General features: G+C 40.3%; 12 protein-coding genes and 2 rRNA genes. 8 read left to right on the top strand and 6 right to left on the bottom strand.

Features of this window, described 5'->3' with window-relative positions; genetic code table 11:
• Together AACU98_RS05005 and rrf are read left to right on the top strand one after the other, a co-directional pair.
• A 23S ribosomal RNA gene (locus AACU98_RS05005) occupies positions 1-1724 on the top strand; the annotation flags it as partial.
• 115 nt (positions 1725-1839) lie between these two features.
• A 5S ribosomal RNA gene (gene rrf, locus AACU98_RS05000) occupies positions 1840-1955 on the top strand.
• A gap of 122 nt (positions 1956-2077) precedes the next feature.
• Here the strand turns inward: rrf and idi are convergent.
• Complete coding sequence (gene idi / locus AACU98_RS04995) at positions 2078-2623, bottom strand: isopentenyl-diphosphate Delta-isomerase (protein WP_004245930.1); 546 nt, start codon at positions 2621-2623, stop codon at positions 2078-2080.
• Between the two features lie 359 nt (positions 2624-2982).
• On the opposite strand from idi, the gene AACU98_RS04990 reads away from it, so the two are divergent.
• On the top strand, positions 2983-4086 hold the full coding sequence (locus AACU98_RS04990) for a glycerol dehydrogenase (protein ID WP_004245929.1): 1104 nt from the start codon (positions 2983-2985) through the stop codon (positions 4084-4086).
• Positions 4087-4142: 56 nt separating this feature from the next.
• Here AACU98_RS04990 and metA read toward each other — a convergent pair whose 3' ends face one another.
• Complete coding sequence (gene metA / locus AACU98_RS04985; RefSeq protein ID WP_004245927.1) at positions 4143-5072, bottom strand: homoserine O-acetyltransferase MetA; 930 nt, start codon at positions 5070-5072, stop codon at positions 4143-4145.
• Positions 5073-5413: 341 nt separating this feature from the next.
• On the opposite strand from metA, the gene aceB reads away from it, so the two are divergent.
• The 3 genes from aceB (at position 5414) to aceK (ending at position 10179) form a co-directional block, all read left to right on the top strand.
• Positions 5414-7006 carry a malate synthase A gene (gene aceB / locus AACU98_RS04980; protein WP_161735635.1) on the top strand — a complete coding sequence of 531 codons (1593 nt, stop codon included), beginning with the start codon at positions 5414-5416 and terminating at the stop codon, positions 7004-7006.
• A gap of 75 nt (positions 7007-7081) precedes the next feature.
• The gene (gene aceA / locus AACU98_RS04975; RefSeq protein WP_004245925.1) at positions 7082-8389 is read left to right on the top strand and encodes an isocitrate lyase; all 1308 of its coding nucleotides are present in this window, start codon (positions 7082-7084) and stop codon (positions 8387-8389) included.
• A gap of 71 nt (positions 8390-8460) precedes the next feature.
• Positions 8461-10179 carry a bifunctional isocitrate dehydrogenase kinase/phosphatase gene (aceK, locus tag AACU98_RS04970; RefSeq protein WP_004245924.1) on the top strand — a complete coding sequence of 573 codons (1719 nt, stop codon included), beginning with the start codon at positions 8461-8463 and terminating at the stop codon, positions 10177-10179.
• 72 nt (positions 10180-10251) lie between these two features.
• Here the strand turns inward: aceK and AACU98_RS04965 are convergent, their stop codons facing one another.
• The 3 genes from AACU98_RS04965 to iclR all read right to left on the bottom strand — a co-directional run bounded on the left by AACU98_RS04965 (position 10252) and on the right by iclR (position 13970).
• Positions 10252-10893, bottom strand: a complete 642-nt coding sequence (locus tag AACU98_RS04965) for a bifunctional 4-hydroxy-2-oxoglutarate aldolase/2-dehydro-3-deoxy-phosphogluconate aldolase (protein WP_110706891.1) — start codon at positions 10891-10893, stop codon at positions 10252-10254.
• Positions 10894-10971: 78 nt separating this feature from the next.
• Positions 10972-12828 carry a phosphogluconate dehydratase gene (edd, locus tag AACU98_RS04960; protein ID WP_161735633.1) on the bottom strand — a complete coding sequence of 619 codons (1857 nt, stop codon included), beginning with the start codon at positions 12826-12828 and terminating at the stop codon, positions 10972-10974.
• 305 nt (positions 12829-13133) lie between these two features.
• Positions 13134-13970: a glyoxylate bypass operon transcriptional repressor IclR gene (iclR, locus tag AACU98_RS04955; RefSeq protein WP_004245921.1), complete on the bottom strand. Its 837-nt coding sequence runs from the start codon at positions 13968-13970 to the stop codon at positions 13134-13136.
• A gap of 263 nt (positions 13971-14233) precedes the next feature.
• Between iclR and metH the strand changes: the two genes are divergently transcribed.
• On the top strand, positions 14234-17905 hold the full coding sequence (metH, locus tag AACU98_RS04950; protein WP_161735637.1) for a methionine synthase: 3672 nt from the start codon (positions 14234-14236) through the stop codon (positions 17903-17905).
• Positions 17906-18038: 133 nt separating this feature from the next.
• Positions 18039-18617: a hypothetical protein gene (locus AACU98_RS04945; protein ID WP_233693367.1), complete on the top strand. Its 579-nt coding sequence runs from the start codon at positions 18039-18041 to the stop codon at positions 18615-18617.
• A 71-nt stretch (positions 18618-18688) separates the two neighbouring features.
• Here AACU98_RS04945 and AACU98_RS04940 read toward each other — a convergent pair.
• A partial coding sequence (locus tag AACU98_RS04940) for a hypothetical protein (protein ID WP_161735631.1) occupies positions 18689-19270 on the bottom strand: 582 nt, incomplete at its 5' end.

Genomic DNA, 19270 nt, shown 5'->3' with positions numbered 1-19270 from the left:
GTTGGGTAGGGGAGCGTTCTGTAAGCCTGCGAAGGTGTACTGTGAGGTATGCTGGAGGTATCAGAAGTGCGAATGCTGACATAAGTAACGATAATGCGGGTGAAAAACCCGCACGCCGGAAGACCAAGGGTTCCTGTCCAACGTTAATCGGGGCAGGGTGAGTCGACCCCTAAGGCGAGGCTGAAAAGCGTAGTCGATGGGAAACGGGTTAATATTCCCGTACTGGTGGTAACTGCGATGGGGGAACGGAGAAGGCTAGGTTGTCCGGGCGACGGTCGTCCCGGTTCAAGCAGGTAGGCAGAGTGATTAGGCAAATCCGGTCACTTAATGCTGAGATGTGATGACGAACCACCAAGGTGGTGAAGCAATTGATGCCCCGCTTCCAGGAAAAGCCTCTAAGCTTCAGGTTACCAACAATCGTACCCCAAACCGACACAGGTGGTCAGGTAGAGAATACTCAGGCGCTTGAGAGAACTCGGGTGAAGGAACTAGGCAAAATGGTGCCGTAACTTCGGGAGAAGGCACGCTGGCGGTAGGTAAAGTCCCTCGCGGACGGCGCTGAAGCCAGTCGAAGATACCAGCTGGCTGCAACTGTTTATTAAAAACACAGCACTGTGCAAACACGAAAGTGGACGTATACGGTGTGACGCCTGCCCGGTGCTGGAAGGTTAATTGATGGGGTCAGCCGTAAGGCGAAGCTCCTGATCGAAGCCCCAGTAAACGGCGGCCGTAACTATAACGGTCCTAAGGTAGCGAAATTCCTTGTCGGGTAAGTTCCGACCTGCACGAATGGCGTAATGATGGCCAGGCTGTCTCCACCCGAGACTCAGTGAAATTGAACTCGCTGTGAAGATGCAGTGTACCCGCGGCAAGACGGAAAGACCCCGTGAACCTTTACTATAGCTTGACACTGAACATTGAGCCTTGATGTGTAGGATAGGTGGGAGGCTTTGAAGTGTGGACGCCAGTCTGCATGGAGCCAACCTTGAAATACCACCCTTTAACGTTTGATGTTCTAACCTAGGCCCATAAACTGGGTCGGGGACCGTGTCTGGTGGGTAGTTTGACTGGGGCGGTCTCCTCCTAAAGAGTAACGGAGGAGCACGAAGGTTGGCTAAGCATGGTCGGACATCATGCGGTTAGTGCAAAGGCATAAGCCAGCTTGACTGCGAGAGTGACGGCTCGAGCAGGTACGAAAGTAGGTCTTAGTGATCCGGTGGTTCTGAATGGAAGGGCCATCGCTCAACGGATAAAAGGTACTCCGGGGATAACAGGCTGATACCGCCCAAGAGTTCATATCGACGGCGGTGTTTGGCACCTCGATGTCGGCTCATCACATCCTGGGGCTGAAGTAGGTCCCAAGGGTATGGCTGTTCGCCATTTAAAGTGGTACGCGAGCTGGGTTTAGAACGTCGTGAGACAGTTCGGTCCCTATCTGCCGTGGGCGTTGGAAGATTGAGAGGGGTTGCTCCTAGTACGAGAGGACCGGAGTGAACGCACCACTGGTGTTCGGGTTGTCATGCCAATGGCATTGCCCGGTAGCTAAGTGCGGAAGAGATAACCGCTGAAAGCATCTAAGCGGGAAACTTGCCTCGAGATGAGTCTTCCCTGTCGCTTTAAGCGACCTAAAGGAACGTTTAAGACTAAGACGTTGATAGGCTGGGTGTGTAAGCGTAGCGATACGTTGAGCTAACCAGTACTAATGAACCGTGAGGCTTAACCTGACAACACCGAAAGTGTTTTGTCAGAGAGACGAAACGATAAAGTCAGCTTGTTCAAGATTGAATTACTGGTTATAGACTGTGATAACAGAAGATAACGGGTAATAAAACGAATTTGCTTGGCGGCCATAGCGCGGTGGTCCCACCTGATCCCATGCCGAACTCAGAAGTGAAACGCCGTAGCGCCGATGGTAGTGTGGGGTCTCCCCATGTGAGAGTAGGGAACTGCCAAGCATTAAATAAGACGAGAAAGCCAACCCTCTGGGTTGGCTTTTTTGCGTTTAGAAGATCGTATTTTACCTTGAGTCATGCTAACACTTTTTTATAGTTAAGTATCAATTTCAATAAGAGAGCAACTAAGTAATATTTTTACTCCATCGAGTAAACTGCTCTATACCAAGAGCCATTAATATATGGCAGAACCATGCACTATAGTTTTCAGGATGTTTTTCTACATCATGATAAAGCTCGTTTAATGAAATCCAACGATGATCCATAACTTCATCGGGATGACACTGTGGTGTTTTATCACTAAAGCCTAAAAAAAGATGATCAAACTCATGCTCAATAAGATCATCCGTGACTTTCTCATTATATAAAATCGTACCAATAGGTTGCATATCACACTGCATACCTAATTCTTCATTTAAACGCCGATGTATTGCTTGTGATAGAGGTTCATTGGGTAAAGGATGGCTACAACAAGTATTCGCCCATAGACCGCCAGAGTGATATTTAGTCAGTGCTCGTTGCTGGATCAACATTTGTTGCTTAGAATTGAAAATAAATAATGAAAAGGCTCTATGTAAGGCACCAGTAATATGTGCCTCCAGCTTGGGCATGGTTCCTAGCTCATTGTCATTTTTATCAACGAGGATCACGGCGTCTTTCACAAAAATCACCTTGGTAAAAATAAAAGAGAGTTATAACGCGAATATACCATGCATGTATATCAAATAATGGTTAATTGTGTTGTTCCTTTAATGGTATTAGTGGGTAACGCTACTGATAACATCATAATATAGTTGTTTAGTTTTCTAGGTTTAATTGAAGGTTTAAGGGAAATTATCTTCTTTACGATAAGCTATCTTGCCATTCTATAAAATTTATTATTTTATTAACATGTTGTTTTCTTTAAACTAAATAGAATATATTGATAATATCTATTACAGAGTTTACTAGATTCGAATTCTGATGAGGGGTAAGATAAATGTTAATTCTGCTACTTACTGTAGCAAAATCTAAATAAAGGAATTTAGTTATGTCTTCTATATTACCTCGCTCTGTAACATCCCCTAAAAAATTCTTTATTGGTAGTCAATTACTTGCTTCTGTTGGTAATTATATGAAAGATTTCGGAGATAATGCTTTTATTATCAGCGATGAATTTTTCCTAGAAAAAGTAAATAAAGAAGCTTTGTCGTCAATTAAAGAAAATGGGCTATCTGGTTTCGTTGAAAAATTTAATTACGAATGTACAGAAGCTGAAGTGGATCGCTTGGGTAAGATTGTTGTTGAAAATAAAGCGAATGTTATTATCGGTATCGGTGGTGGTAAAACATTAGACGTATCTAAAGCGGTTGCTTATTATCATCACCTCCCTGTTATTTTATTCCCAACGATTGCTTCTACAGATGCGCCTTGTACGGCCCTTTCTGTTCTTTATAAAGAAAATGGTGAATTTGATAAATACTTATTCTTACCTCAGAACCCTGATATGGTGATTGCGGATACCGCGATTATTGCTTCTGCACCACAACGCTTCTTCTCTGCAGGTGTCGGTGATGCTTTAGCCACTTATTTTGAAGCACGTGCTTGCTATCAAGCTGATGGACTTAATTTAGTTAATCAACGTCCATCACGTACAGGTTTAGGTCTAGCACAATTGTGTTTTGAAATATTGAGTGAAAATATTGATAAAGCAATGGATGCTGTGCGCCATAAAATTACCACACAAGCTTTAGAGCAAACTATTGAAGCGACTATTTATTTAAGTGGTGTGGGGGCTGAAGCAGGTGGTTTAGCCGCCGCTCATGCGGTCAATAATGGTATGTCTGCAGTTGCTTCCTTACATCATGTGCAACATGGTGAAAAAGTGGTATTTGGATTATTAACACAATTAGTGTTAGAAAATGCGCCACAAGAAGAAATTGATGAAGTTATTCGTATTATCAAAGCGGCTGAATTGCCATTAACGCTTGAAGATATGGGAATGAAAGAGTTTATTGAAAGTGAATGGCGTAATGTAGCGAAAATTGCTTGTGCAGAAGGTGATACCATGGGCAATATGCCGATGAAAGTGACTGAAGAAGATGTCTACAACGCAATGATTGCAGCGAATGCATTAGCGCATCGCTATAAATAATCTCAAGTATTTTTTTAAATATCAAACCCCAAATAAATTGAATTTGGGGTTTTATTTTAATCTAAAGTTGGGTTCATCTGTGCCAGATCAAATGGTGTAATTTGATAAACATAATAATTTAGCCAATTTGCAAAGAGTAAATGGCCATGACTACGCCAAGATACAAGAGGTTTTTTATTAGGATTATTATCGGGAAAATAATTTTCAGGTAGTTGTGGTGCTAATCCAGCTTTAACATCACGATGATATTCGTCAGCTAATGTATTGGGATCGTATTCTGGGTGGCCTGTGGCAAAGACAACTCGTTTATCTTTAGATGCGAATAGGTAAGCCCCAGCTTGCTCTGATGTTGCTAATATTTCTAAATCTGTATTTTGTTGAATAAACTCAACAGGAAAACCAGCATAACGTGAATGAGGGGCAAAGAATGTTTCATCAAACCCACGAGTCAGTAACGCGAAAGGATCACATGTTGTATGACGATATACCCCAGAAATTTTTTGTTTTAAGGTATATTTAGGTAAGTCATATAAAATATTTAGGCCCGCTTGAGCGGCCCAGCAAATAAAAAGTGTTGAAGTAACATGCTCTTTTGCCCATGTAATGATTTCTTTTATTTCCTCCCAATAAGCCACATCTTCAAATTCAACTAAACCTAATGGTGCTCCCGTTACAATCAAGCCATCAAAATTCTGTTCTTTAATTTGGGCAAAATCACAATAAAAAGTATCAAGATGCTCAACAGGTGTATTTTTGGGAACACGAGAATCAATACGCAATAATTGGATATCAATTTGTAACGGACTATTAGAGAGCAACCGTAGAAATTGATTTTCTGTTTCTATTTTTTTGGGCATCAGATTGAGTAACAGTACTTTTAAAGGACGAATATCTTGAATACTCGCTCTACTTGATGTCATGACAAAGACATTCTCATTGCGTAAACAACTCACTGCGGGTAGTTCGTCTGGTACTCTGATCGGCATCTCAATAACCTCTAAAAAACATCTAGACATCTAGAAGCCTGAATTTAGCCAATTCAGATCTAAAAGTCGAGGTGTAGATGCTGTATATGAAGAATATTCATATAAGTAAATGTTATAAGCCGACCTTTATGTGATCTTCGCACGATCTTAGTTTGTTTAATCATTCAACAAGCCAAGATCCCTCGAGTTATTTTTGAAATAGCCATTTTTATTCAGCCAAAAAACATTGGTGTAATCACATTGTTAAAAAATGTTTAAATAAAAATGGAATTCATTTTTGATTTTTGTAAAAACTGCATTAATCTTAATCAGGTGTGTAAAAGATTTTAGGGGAATGCAGAATGTCACAATCATTAACTACAGAAGCATTAAGCTTCACAAAACCTTTTGGAATAGCTGAAAAAGAGATATTAAATCATGATGTTGAGTCATTTTTGACTGATTTGGTCAGTCAGTTTTCAGAACGTCGTGACACCTTATTAGCAGAAAGAGAAATTTGGAAACAAAAAGTGGATAATGGAATGCTTCCTGATTTTATTTCAGAATCAGATTCCATTATAAACTCAGAATGGAAAGTGAATCCAATTCCTAAAGACTTGCAAGATCGTCGGGTCGAAATTACAGGCCCCGTAGATCGTAAAATGGTGATCAATGCATTAAATGCTAATGTAAAAGTATTTATGGCAGATTTTGAGGATTCACTTGCCCCGACATGGGATAAGGTTATTGATGGCCAAATTAATTTACGTGATGCTGTCAAAGGAACAATTTCCTACACCAATGAACAAGGTAAGTGCTATCAACTAAAAGCATCGCCTGCGGTGTTAATTGCTCGAGTCAGGGGATTACACTTGCCTGAGAAGCATGTGCTATGGCAGGGAAAACCTATTCCTGGGTGCTTGTTTGATTTTGCCTTATATCTTTACCATAACTATAAAACATTACAGGCAAAGGGCAGTGGGCCTTATTTTTACATTCCTAAATTACAAACTTGGCAAGAGGCAAAATGGTGGAGTGATGTTTTTCATTTCACTGAAAAACGCTTCGGTTTAGCCAGCGGAACTATTAAAGCCACAGTATTAATTGAAACTTTACCTGCGGTATTTCAAATGGAAGAGATCTTATTCCATATGAAAGAGCATATTGTGGGCCTTAATTGTGGACGTTGGGATTATATCTTTAGCTATATCAAAACGTTGAAGAATTACCCTGATCGTGTGTTACCGGATAGACAGGGTATTACAATGACTCAACCTTTCTTAAGTGCTTATTCCCGACTACTTATTCAAACTTGTCATAAACGTGGTGCATTTGCGATGGGAGGAATGTCTGCTTTTATCCCCAGTCGCTCTGCGGAGCAAAATGGTGTCATTTTACAAAAGGTATTTGAGGATAAAGAGCTTGAAGCAACTAATGGCCATGATGGTACTTGGATAGCTCACCCTGGATTAGCCGAAACGGTGTTATCTGCGTTTGATGCGGTATTAGGAGAGCGAGCAAACCAACTTGATGTACAACGTCATGAAAAGATCACCGCAGACATGTTATTGGCCCCTTGTGAAGGTGAAAGAACAGCAACAGGAATGAGAGCGAATATCCGTGTTGCTGTGCAATATATTGAAGCGTGGATCTCAGGTAATGGTTGTGTGCCTATTTATGGGCTAATGGAAGATGCCGCCACGGCAGAGATATCTCGAACCTCTATTTGGCAATGGATCCGTCATCAAAAACTATTATCGGATGGACAGATTGTAACAAAAGCGCTTTTTCGCAACATGTTGAAAGAAGAGCTGGAAGTTATTCGCCAAGAAGTGGGTGATACCCGCTTTGAGCAAGGTCGTTTTAAAGAAGCAGCAACCTTAATGGATAACATTACTACCCAAGATGAATTAGTCGATTTTCTGACTTTACCGGGTTATCAACTTTTAAATTAAAAAAGATACGTCATAACGTATTTATAAACTGCAAATATAAAACATCATCACTACCAGATTTATAGGAGTTATTTTATGTCTATGAGTAGATCAGAGCAGATTGCCCAATTAGAAAAAGAGTGGGAACAACCTCGCTGGAAAGGGATCAAACGTCCTTATAGCGCAGAAGATGTCATTAAATTACGAGGTTCCGTTAACCCTGAACATACCTTAGCAAGACGTGGTGCGCAACGGCTTTGGTCATCATTAAATGGTAAGTCGAAGAAGGGATATGTCAATGCATTAGGTGCTTTAACAGGAGGGCAAGCATTACAGCAAGCTAAAGCGGGATTAGAAGCCATTTATCTATCTGGTTGGCAAGTGGCGGCTGATGCGAATACTGCTGCCAGTATGTACCCTGATCAATCTTTATACCCGGTGGACTCTGTACCCAATGTTGTTCAGCGTATTAATAATACGTTTAGACGAGCTGATCAAATTCAGTGGTCAAATGGTATCGGCCCTCAGCATAAAGATTATATTGATTTTTTCCTTCCTATTGTTGCTGATGCAGAAGCGGGTTTTGGTGGTGTACTTAACGCATTTGAATTAATGAAAGCAATGATTGAGGCGGGTGCAGCAGGCGTTCACTTTGAAGATCAGTTAGCCGCAGTGAAAAAATGCGGTCATATGGGCGGAAAAGTCTTAGTACCTACGCAAGAGGCTGTGCAAAAGCTGGTGGCAGCACGTTTAGCGGCAGATGTTTCGGATGTTCCTACCTTATTAGTTGCTAGAACTGATGCGGATGCGGCCGATCTCTTAACTTCAGATTGCGATCCTTACGATAGTTCATTTTTAACTGGTGAGCGTACCGCTGAAGGTTTTTTCTGTACTCATGCAGGAATTGATCAGGCCATTAGTCGAGGGCTTGCTTATGCCCCTTATGCCGATTTGGTTTGGTGTGAGACTTCCACGCCAGATCTGAAAATGGCGGCTAAATTTGCCGAAGCGATCCATGATAAATATCCCGGTAAAATGTTAGCGTATAACTGCTCTCCATCTTTTAACTGGAAAAAGAATCTTGACGATAGCACGATCGCCCATTTCCAAGATGAGCTTTCTGCGATGGGGTATAAATTCCAGTTTATCACTTTAGCGGGTATTCATAGTATGTGGTTCAATATGTTCGATTTAGCGCATGATTACGCTAAAGGTGAAGGTATGAAACACTATGTTGAAAAGGTACAAGAAAAAGAATTTGCTGCACTATCGAAAGGCTACACCTTCTCATCTCATCAACAAGAAGTGGGCACCGGCTATTTTGATAAAGTGACGACGATTATTCAAGGTGGTATGTCATCTGTTACGGCATTAACTGGCTCTACTGAAGAGCAACAATTCTAGTCCTTACTGTGATGCACTTTTGTGGTGATAATTCAGGAGCAGGATGCTCCTCTTTTTCATGAGGTCAGTTGATGACAGCTGAAGACTTAGTCGCTCAAACGATCTTACAAGGCTTTGATGCACAATATGGGCGTTTTCTTGAGATAACGTCAGGTGCTCAATATCGTTTTGAGCAAGCAGATTGGCATGGTATTCAATTGGCGATGAAAGAGCGCATCCGCTTATACGATAATCATGTTGGATTAGTTGTGGAACAACTTAGATGTATCCGACATGATATTGATAAAGAAAGTGTTTTCTTACAAAAAGTCAAAGAGCGATACACACAATTATTACCTAACTATCCCCGTTTTGAAATTGCTGAAAGTTTTTTTAATTCAGTCTATTGTCGTCTATTTCATCATCGAGAGCTTAATAAAAAAAACTTATTCGTTTTTTCATCACAACCTGCGTATCGTTTTGCGCAAGCCCCTCGCCCTTTATCAAGAACGTTTGTTATACAAAGTGATTTACCCGCATTATTGCAAGATATTTTATCGCGCCTACCTTTGCGTTTACCGTGGCAAAATAAATCGCGAGATATTCAATTTATTTGCCAAACGCTCTATGCGCAATTTAGCCATGAGGAATTACAAAATGCGGTATTTCACATTGCTAATGAGCTATTTTACCGTAATAAAGCGGCATGGATGATTGGTAAGATAGCGATAAATAATCAATTTATTCCCCTGTTATTACCTATTCATAATATTGAACAGCACTTAGTTATTGATACCTGTTTAACGACAACAGATGAAGCCAGTATTGTTTTTGGTTTTGCTCGTTCTTATTTTATGGTTTATGCGCCATTTCCCGCGGCATTAGTAACATGGTTACGGGATATTCTCCCTGAAAAGTCTATTGCAGAGCTCTATATGTCGATTGGTTGTCAGAAACATGGCAAAACTGAATATTACCGTGAATACCTTGCTTTTATGAATTTTTCATCGGAACAATTTATTGAAGCTCCGGGGGTAAAAGGAATGGTGATGCTCGTTTTCACACTGCCTACTTACGATAGAGTGTTTAAAGTGATCAAAGATAGGTTTGCGCCACAAAAAACAATGACTGCAGAGCGTGTCAAAGAGTGCTATCGCTTGGTGAAAGAGCATGATCGTGTTGGGAGAATGGCGGATACGCAAGAGTTTGAGAACTTTGTTATTGATAAAAAGCGGATCAGTAACGACTTAATGGCGATCTTAGAACAGGAGATCCCCAATAAATTAGAAGATCTAGGTGATAAGTTACTGATCAGCCATCTGTATATGGAACGCCGTATGACGCCACTTAATATCTATATGGAGCAGTGTGACGATAAACAGTTAAAAGCCGTGGTTGAAGATTATGGCCAAGCACTTAAAGAGTTGATTGCCGCAAATATTTTTCCTGGTGATATGTTATTTAAGAATTTTGGCGTGACACGTCATCATCGAGTTATTTTTTATGATTATGATGAAATAAGTTATATGACAGATATGAATTTCCGTGCTATTCCTCCCGCTCGCTATCCTGAAGATGAACTGGCCAGTGAGCCTTGGTATAGCGTTGCTGAAAATGATGTTTTTCCTGAAGAGTTTCGTTACTTTTTATGTTGTGATAAGCAAGTATGTCATTATTTTGAAGCTCAACATCATGATCTTCTTTCACCTGAATACTGGCAACAACAGCAGCAAAGAATTAAACAAGGGTATATTGAAGATGTTTACGCCTATCCACAAAGTAAACGTTTTATTGATAACGATATCGGTTAATAAAATAGAGTAATAAAGATAGATAATCGAATGATATACCTATCTTTATTGGGTAATAATTAAAGCATTAAATTAATGTTGAGCGCCAGCAACAGCTTCTTTTGCTAGCTCAGTAATACGTTGATAATCTCCTGCTTTCACAGCATCACTCGGAACTAACCAAGAGCCACCGATACAAAGTACACTTTCCAGTGCAAGGTAGTTACGGTAGTTTTCAGGCGAAATACCGCCGGTTGGGCAGAAACGTACTTGTGAGAATGGTCCTGCAATTGCTTTTAATGCTTTAACGCCACCATTAGCTTCTGCTGGGAAAAACTTAAATTCATTTAAACCGTAACTCATACCTAGCATTAATTCAGAAACAGTCGAGATACCAGGGATAAGAGGAATAGAGCCTGCTACCGCAGCTTTTAATAGCGCATCGGTTAAGCCTGGGCTAATGGCAAATTGTGCACCCGCTTCTGTGACTTGGGCTAATTGTTGAGGGTTGATCACTGTCCCTGCACCAACAATGGCTTCTGGTACTTCTTTAGCAATGCGACAAATAGCTTCAATAGCGCAGTCTGTACGTAGTGTCACTTCTAAAACTTTTACCCCACCGGCGACTAACGCTTTTGCGACAGGTACAGCTTCTTCAATATGATTAATAACAATAACAGGAACAACGGGCCCTGATTTTAGTACAGACTCTGCACTTGTATTCCAATGATTCATCTTTATCTTTCCTAATCAGAAATAATGAAGAGCAAATAAATAGGCTTGCTCCTCATTAGGCAATGAAAACTTTATGTATTAAAAATCAATACAGCAAGCACCTTGTTCAGCACCTGATAAATGGCGACGTAAATTAACGAACAACTCACGACCGCAACCGCTATTGTTTGCGCTGAGATCAGGTATTTCGGTTTGGCGAGCTTCTAAGGTTTGTTCATCAACTAAGAGTGTTAATTCACCTGTTTTGCCATTAACACGAATAATGTCACCATCTTGTACTTTTGCTAATAGTCCACCGTTTACCGCCTCTGGTGTTACATGAATAGCGGCAGGAACTTTACCTGATGCACCAGAAAGACGGCCATCTGTGACTAATGCCACTTTATAGCCTTTATCCATCAATACCCCTAAAGGAGGCATGAGTTTATGTAATTCTGGCATCCCATTGGCTTGGGGACCTTGATAACGCACAACGACTACACAATCTTTATTCAATTCACCGGCGCTAAATTTAGCGGCAATATCATGTTGGCTATTAAACACAACAGCAGGTGCTTCAATAATTTTATTTTCATCAGGCACCGCCGACGTTTTCATCACTGCTCGACCTAAATTACCTTCCATCACCTGTGTTCCGCCATGTGAAGAGAATGGCGTATTGATATCGGCAATTACATCTTTATCTAAAGATTGTATTGCACCTTCACGCCAATTAAGTTTACCTTCATTTAGCCACGGCTCTAAGGTATAGCGTTCAATACCAAATCCTGCCACCGTATTGACATCGCGATGAATTAAGCCTTTTTTCAGTAATTCACGAATAATAAGAGCAAGACCACCTGCCGCTTGGAATTGATTAATATCTGCCGGACCATTAGGATAAATACGAGCAATTAATGGCACAACTTGTGATAATTGAGAAAAATCATCCCAATTAATCATAATGCCCGCCGCCCGTGCCATTGCCACTAAATGCATGGTGAGATTTGTTGAGCCACCTGTGGCTAACAGCACAATAATACCGTTAACAATCACCTTTTCGTCAACTAATTGACCAATAGGTAAATAATTCCCCGAGTTTTCTGTTAAGCGTACAATTTGTTTTGCTGCCGCTTCTGTTAATGCTTCACGTAATGGAGTATCTGGATGAACAAAAGAGGAGCCAGGTAAATGTAAGCCCATTGCTTCCATCACCATTTGATTGGAGTTTGCTGTACCATAAAAAGTACAAGTTCCCATACTATGGTAAGAGGCTGCTTCTGCTTCTAATAAAGCATTACGATCGACCTTGCCTTCTGCATACAGTTGGCGAATACGCACCTTTTCTTTATTGGGTAAACCACTGGTCATTGGACCTGCAGGGACAAAAATTGCAGGCAGATGACCGAATGACAGTGCTGCCATAGTAAGCCCTGGAACGATTTTATCGCAGATCCCTAAATAAAGGGCGCCATCAAACATATTATGAGATAACCCGACAGCTGCAGACATGGCAATAACATCGCGACTTAGCAGTGATAGCTCCATTCCATCTTGCCCTTGTGTCACACCATCACACATCGCAGGCACACCACCAGCGACTTGACCTACAGCGCCAACAGTATGCAATGCCGCTTTAATTTTTTGTGGATAATCTTCATAAGGTTTATGAGCGGATAACATATCGTTATATGCAGTAATGATGGCGATATCATTATGAACCATATTCTTAAGTAAATTTTTATCTTCACTTTGACAGGCGGCAAAACCATGAGCCAAATTACCGCAAGCTAACTGGGCACGGTGTACGGTTTGGCTTTTAGCAGCTTCAATTTTTTTCAGATAAGCGCGACGAGTTATTTGTGAGCGAGCAACAATACGTTCAGTCACTTGTTGTACGGTTTCGTTTAATGCGGCGAAGTTGTTCTGAAACTGGTCATGATTTTTCGGGTTCATAATAGTGCTTCCTTTATTCACACAGGGTGACGGCATTACTTATTGCTATAAGAAAAAATATAAGCGCTTAGCAATAACTTGTTACCGGTAACATTGTTACGGGTAACAAGCTCAGTTGCAATACTCTTAAACCAAGCTTAAACAACATCTGTGATCGATATCAATTTTTTAAGATGATAAGTAACAGTTTTTTAATATTTAACGGCTAAAAATGAAAAAAAACGATTTTTGCATAAGCTGAATCGTTTTATTTAAGGAGAAGCCTTCCTAATTTGTACATAAATAAATAGAAAGGCCTAGCTGGGTTAACTTTTTACACCACCATATTCACGGCTGATCTGCTTAGCCGCTTTTATCACCAGTGCACCTAATTCCGTAATGCGTGAATCTGTCATTCTAGATACGGGGCCAGAGAGTGAAATAGCGGCAAAAGGCTGGTGGTGTTCATCATAGATACAAGCGCCAATACAACGCAAACCTAATGCATGCTCTTCATCATCAAAAGAGAAACCTTGTTTACGAGCTTGTTCTAAATTCTCTTTTAATGCGGAAGGTAAGGTTTTGGTATAAGGGGTATAGGCCATCAGACCTTTTTTCTGTAAAAGGGGGAGTAACTTATTTTCCGGTAAAGTGGATAGAAATGCTTTACCTGCACCAGATGCATGCATTGGCAACTTGCCGCCAATTGGGGCAGACATTCTCATTAATGCATTACATTGTACTTGGTCGACAATCACTGCATCAAATTCAACTTGATCAAGAATAGCCAAATTAACGGTTTCACCTGAATCTTCCATTAATTGACGCAATATAGGGTGCACCATAACCAGTAGGTTACGGGTTTGCAGAAAGCTACTACCGACAATAAAGGCATGAGTGCCCACTACCCATAAACCTAAATCACCTACTTGGCGTACAAAACCATGTTGTTGCAAAGTAGTAAGTAAGCGGTGAGTAGTGGAATTGGGTAGTCCTGCTTGAAAAGCTAAATCAGTTAAAGCAATACCGCCTGGAGATTCGGAAATATATTCCAATAATGTTAAGCCACGGCTTAATGACTGAACGGGGCCACCTTGTGCAGTACTTTGAGTTGCGGGTGTTTTTGGCTTACGAGCTTTTTTATTGGTAGGGGAGACGGTCATACTTACACTCCAGAAATACTGTCCATATTATCCTCTATTATGACCTATATAACGTAATAAAACTCCTCTGATCTGTATATTTTTCAAAACAAAGCATATGAAAACAAATATTGATGTTATCGGGTTATGGTTAGGTGAAAATCTCTCATATTCCTCTTAGGAATCTTTGCAAAGAGATATGATAGGATAAAAAAACAACGAACTTGCTATATAACGAAAATAACAACAACACAATATTCTTTGGTAGAGGAAGCAATGTGACCATGATAACTCAGCAGCTTACGCAAGCATTAGCCAAACGTATCTTAGTCCTTGATGGCGCAATGGGAACCATGATCCAGCAATATCAGTTGGCAGAAGAAGATTACCGAGGTGAACGTTTTGCCCATTGGCAATGTGATGTTAAAGGGAATAATGACCTTTTAGTCTTGACGCAGCCGCAGATCATTACTGAAATTCATAATGCTTATTTTGAAGCCGGTGCAGATATCGTAGAAACAAACACCTTTAATGCAACCTCTATTGCCATGGCTGATTATCAGATGGAAGGGTTATGTGCAGAATTGAATGAAGAGGCTGCTAAACTTGCCAGAGCCTGTGCTGATAAATGGAGTGCATTAACGCCAGATAAACCACGTTATGTTGCAGGGGTATTAGGGCCAACCAATAGAACAGCATCCATTTCTCCTGATGTTAACGATCCCGCATTTCGTAATATCTCATTTGATACATTAGTGATGGCTTATCGAGAGGCGATCTGCGGACTCATTAAAGGAGGGGTGGATTTAATTATGGTGGAAACCATTTTTGACACTCTAAATGCTAAAGCGGCTATTTTTGCGATTAAATGTGAGTTTGATAATCTTAATATTGAATTACCGGTGATGATCTCAGGGACTATCACTGATGCGTCAGGTAGAACATTAACAGGGCAAACCACAGAAGCCTTTTATCACTCACTACGTCATGCCGACGCGTTATCATTTGGTTTAAATTGTGCGCTAGGGCCAAAAGAATTACGCCAATATATTCAAACTCTCTCCCAAATATCAGAAACTTATGTCAGTGCTCACCCTAATGCTGGCTTACCTAATGCCTTTGGCGGATATGATTTAGATGCCAATGAGATGGCGGAACAAATCAAGGAGTGGGCGCAAGCTGGGTTTCTTAATATTGTCGGTGGTTGTTGTGGCACAACCCCTGCCCATATTCAGGCTATTGCTCAAGCGGTTGATGGCATAGCACCTAGAACATTACCTGTCATTAAAAAAGCCTGTCGACTCTCAGGTCTTGAGCCTTTGGTCATTGATGATAATTCGCTGTTCGTCAATGTGGGGGAACGAACGAATGTGACAGGTTCGGCTAAATTTAAACGTTTAATAAAAGAAGGTAATTACCAAGAAGCCCTTGATGTTGCTCGTCAGCAAGTTGAAAACGGTGCTCAAATCATCGATATCAATATGGATGAAGGCATGTTAGATGCGATAGAAGCAATGACACGTTTTCTTAATCTTATTGCGGGTGAACCCGATATTGCCAAAGTCCCGATTATGATTGACTCGTCAAAATGGCAAGTCATTGAGGAAGGATTGAAATGTATTCAGGGTAAGGGAATAGTCAATTCGATTTCGATGAAAGAGGGGGAAGCCCTTTTTATTGAGCATGCAAAATTAGTTCGTAAGTATGGTGCTGCAGTTGTTGTGATGGCGTTTGATGAAATAGGGCAAGCAGATACTCGAGAGCGAAAAATAGAAATTTGTCAGCGTGCGTATCATCTATTAACTGAAAAAGCTGGATTTCCACCAGAAGATATTATTTTTGATCCCAATATTTTTGCTGTAGCAACGGGTATTGCTGAACATAATAATTATGCGGTTGATTTTATAGAAGTTTGTGCGGATATTAAATCTCAACTGCCTTATGCTTTAATTTCTGGCGGTGTTTCTAATGTGTCATTCTCTTTTCGGGGCAACGATCCCGTTCGGGAAGCGATCCACTCCGTTTTTCTCTATTACGCTGTAAAAAATGGTATGGATATGGGGATTGTCAATGCTGGGCAACTCGCTATTTATGACTCATTACCGGATGAACTACGTAATGCGGTAGAGGATGTTATTTTAAATCGCCATGCAGAGAGTACTGATAATTTACTGGCACTCGCAGAGCGTTATCGTGGTACTAAAAGTGAGGAACAGCACTCTACGCTTGCGCAATGGCGACAATGGGAGGTCGAAAAGCGCCTAGAGTACGCGTTAGTGAAAGGGATCACCGAATTTATCATTGAAGATACCGAAGCGTGTCGCCAACAAGCTTCGAGTCCTATCGAAGTGATAGAAGGGCCATTAATGAATGGCATGAACACAGTGGGCGATCTGTTTGGTGAAGGTAAAATGTTTTTACCCCAAGTAGTAAAATCGGCACGGGTGATGAAACAGGCCGTAGCTTACCTTGAACCTTATATTCAAGCGACAAAAAAAGCAGGCAGCTCGGCAGGAAAAGTGTTACTGGCGACAGTAAAGGGAGATGTCCACGACATTGGCAAAAATATTGTCGGAGTGGTGTTGCAATGTAATAACTATGAAATTATCGATCTGGGGGTCATGGTACCTTGCGATAAAATCTTGCAAACAGCCATTGACGAACATGTTGATATTATTGGATTGTCTGGATTGATCACTCCATCACTGGATGAGATGGTGAATGTTGCTAAGGAGATGGAAAGACGCGGTTTTTCTCTTCCTTTAATGATTGGTGGTGCGACAACATCGAAAGCGCACACGGCAGTAAAAATTGAGCCTAATTACAGCCACCCAACCGTTTATGTGCAGAATGCGTCAAGGACGGTCGGGGTGGTCGCTGCATTATTATCGGCCACACAAAAGGCTGATTTTGTCGCTAAAACACGCCGTGAATATGAAGTGGTACGTCAGCAGTATGCGAGAAAAAAACCGCGTACGCCTCCCGTTTCCTTAGCGACAGCTCGTGCCAATGCGTTGCAGCTTGACTGGCAACACTATACGCCACCTAAGCCGAACCAATTAGGGGTACAACAAGTTACAGCCAATATTGAAACTTTACGTGAGTATATCGACTGGACGCCTTTCTTTATGACTTGGTCATTGGCGGGGAAATATCCACGTATATTAGAAGATGAGGTTGTCGGAGAAGAGGCAAGACGCGTTTTTGCAGATGCGAATGCCATGTTGGATAAACTCAGCCGTGAAAAATTACTGACACCGAAAGGTATCGTTGGTTTATTCCCTGCTAATCGCCTTGGTGATGACATTATTATTTACCAAGATGAAACGCGACAGCATGAGTTATTACGTTGTTGCCATTTACGCCAACAAACAGAAAAAAAAGAGTACCCTAACTATTGCTTAGCAGACTTTATTGCCCCTGTGGATAGTGGTCTTGCTGACTATTTTGGTGCTTTTGCAGTTACCGGCGGTCTAGAAGAAGATGCACTCGCTAATGGGTATGATAATGCTCATGATGATTACAATAAAATTATGGTAAAAGCGCTATCCGATCGTCTTGCAGAAGCTTTTGCCGAATATTTGCATCAACAAGTGAGAACCAAGATTTGGGGTTACAGTCCTGACGAAGCGCTCTCTAATGACGAGTTGATTAGAGAAAAATATCAAGGAACACGACCTGCACCGGGATATCCGGCTTGCCCAGAGCACACAGAAAAAGCAAAAATTTGGCAACTGTTAAATGTAGAAAATCGCATTGGTATGAAGCTTACTGATGCTTACGCGATGTGGCCGGGGGCTTCGGTATCGGGTTGGTATTTTAGTCATCCTGAAAGTAAATATTTTGCCGTCGCTCAAATTCAAAAAGATCAGGTAGAAGATTACGCCAAACGTCGTGGTATGAGTGTGAGTGAAGTTGAGCGTTGGTTAGCCCCTAATTTAGGTTATGAGCCTTAATTAAACGGTATCTGAAGATTGTAATAATGTAATAAATAACAAGGTGATAATCATATCCCCTTGTTATTTTCTCTCGCAGTTCCCATTAAAGATGTATAAGCTGTAAGCCTGTATCAGAAAAAAGGACATGATGATGAGTTATACTTTGTATCTTCAGCAAACCCCAACAGTTGGCACTAAAGTTCCTTTTCCTTCTTTAGCCAAAGGAAATTACCCATTAAATGAAGTTATCATTAATGCGTTTTTAAATCTGATGCAATTAACAGGGAATTTGGATACAGATACATTATTAGATGAAAAAATGTTTGATAAGATTTGGCTTAAGGCTGAAATGACACCGGCGCGCATGGAAGAAATTGGTGACTATATTTATCATCATATTCCTACACATCCAGCCCCCCTAGAAGAAGAGATCACACTATTTAAGCAAGCTATGCAAGAAGAAGAGGCATTGTTAGCTAAAGAGAGTGAAAAAGAAGGGTGTATTCCAATTTATAAGTTTGCTACAAATGATGGTTGGATTGTGACACCGAAAGAGTGTGAGATTATTGCCTCAGCACTTACAGCTAAGCTTCTTGAAGATAACCATGTATTTGTGGAACAAGTGGCTAAGATGTCTCATATTGCCTATCGCTCGTTAGAAATCGCGTTGATTGATTTTGGTAAATTTAATCAATTTGCTAAAAAATATGGTGGTTATCGGGTATATTAAACGATGAAAGTAGGCTTTTTATAAGGAGCCTACTTAAGATGACTAACAATTAGAGAATAATGATTAATACTTTACGTAACTACTTTATTTGATGGTTTTTCTTTATCTATTTTTTTGATAATATCAGAATATAATTTTGATTTTAAATTATCTTCTACATTTTTAAACCATATGTTGTCATATATTTTCTTCATGTTGTGAATGCATTGAATATCAATTTCACTGAAAGATATATTTTCCTTTTTTATATAAAATGGTTTATGTTCAACGTAATATAAAAAATCTATTGTGGTGATTTTAGATAATGATCTACGATTATTTAATTCAGTACGCTGTTTTATTAAATCATCCTTTATATCCTTTATATTACTTATATTGTTTGAAATATTAGATAATAATGTTTTATTCATATTTGTAATATCCTTTTGGGAAGAAGGATACGGTAGGTGTTTTGTCTTGAATGAATTCAAATCTCTTTTATATTGTTGTAGATTTTTATTTTCCTGATCAAGTATCCTATCAATAAATTCAATATTTTTTTCTATTTCACTAAGTCCTTTTCCTATCAATGGTTGTTTATTTATATTTAAACTGTCAGGAGTATTGTTAGAGTTTTTTAGTGACACTATTTCACTTCGTAGCTGATTTAAATA

The sequence above is a fragment of the Proteus sp. G4380 genome (assembly GCF_963885725.1).
GTDB classification, from domain to species: Bacteria; Pseudomonadota; Gammaproteobacteria; order Enterobacterales; family Enterobacteriaceae; genus Proteus; species Proteus mirabilis.
Note: the sequence above shows the minus strand (reverse complement) of the source record. Positions and strands in the feature narration are given on the sequence as shown.

Excerpts from the sequence above, each read along its gene's own strand:
- metA (WP_004245927.1), bottom strand. The coding sequence starts at position 5,072 with ATGCCGATCAGAGTACCAGACGAACTACCCGCAGTGAGTTGTTTACGC.
- metH (WP_161735637.1), top strand. The coding sequence starts at position 14,234 with ATGATAACTCAGCAGCTTACGCAAGCATTAGCCAAACGTATCTTAGTC.
- aceB (WP_161735635.1), top strand. The coding sequence starts at position 5,414 with ATGTCACAATCATTAACTACAGAAGCATTAAGCTTCACAAAACCTTTT.
- aceA (WP_004245925.1), top strand. The coding sequence starts at position 7,082 with ATGTCTATGAGTAGATCAGAGCAGATTGCCCAATTAGAAAAAGAGTGG.
- aceK (WP_004245924.1), top strand. The coding sequence starts at position 8,461 with ATGACAGCTGAAGACTTAGTCGCTCAAACGATCTTACAAGGCTTTGAT.
- edd (WP_161735633.1), bottom strand. The coding sequence starts at position 12,828 with ATGAACCCGAAAAATCATGACCAGTTTCAGAACAACTTCGCCGCATTA.
- iclR (WP_004245921.1), bottom strand. The coding sequence starts at position 13,970 with ATGACCGTCTCCCCTACCAATAAAAAAGCTCGTAAGCCAAAAACACCC.
- AACU98_RS04990 (WP_004245929.1), top strand. The coding sequence starts at position 2,983 with ATGTCTTCTATATTACCTCGCTCTGTAACATCCCCTAAAAAATTCTTT.
- AACU98_RS04945 (WP_233693367.1), top strand. The coding sequence starts at position 18,039 with ATGAGTTATACTTTGTATCTTCAGCAAACCCCAACAGTTGGCACTAAA.
- AACU98_RS04965 (WP_110706891.1), bottom strand. The coding sequence starts at position 10,893 with ATGAATCATTGGAATACAAGTGCAGAGTCTGTACTAAAATCAGGGCCC.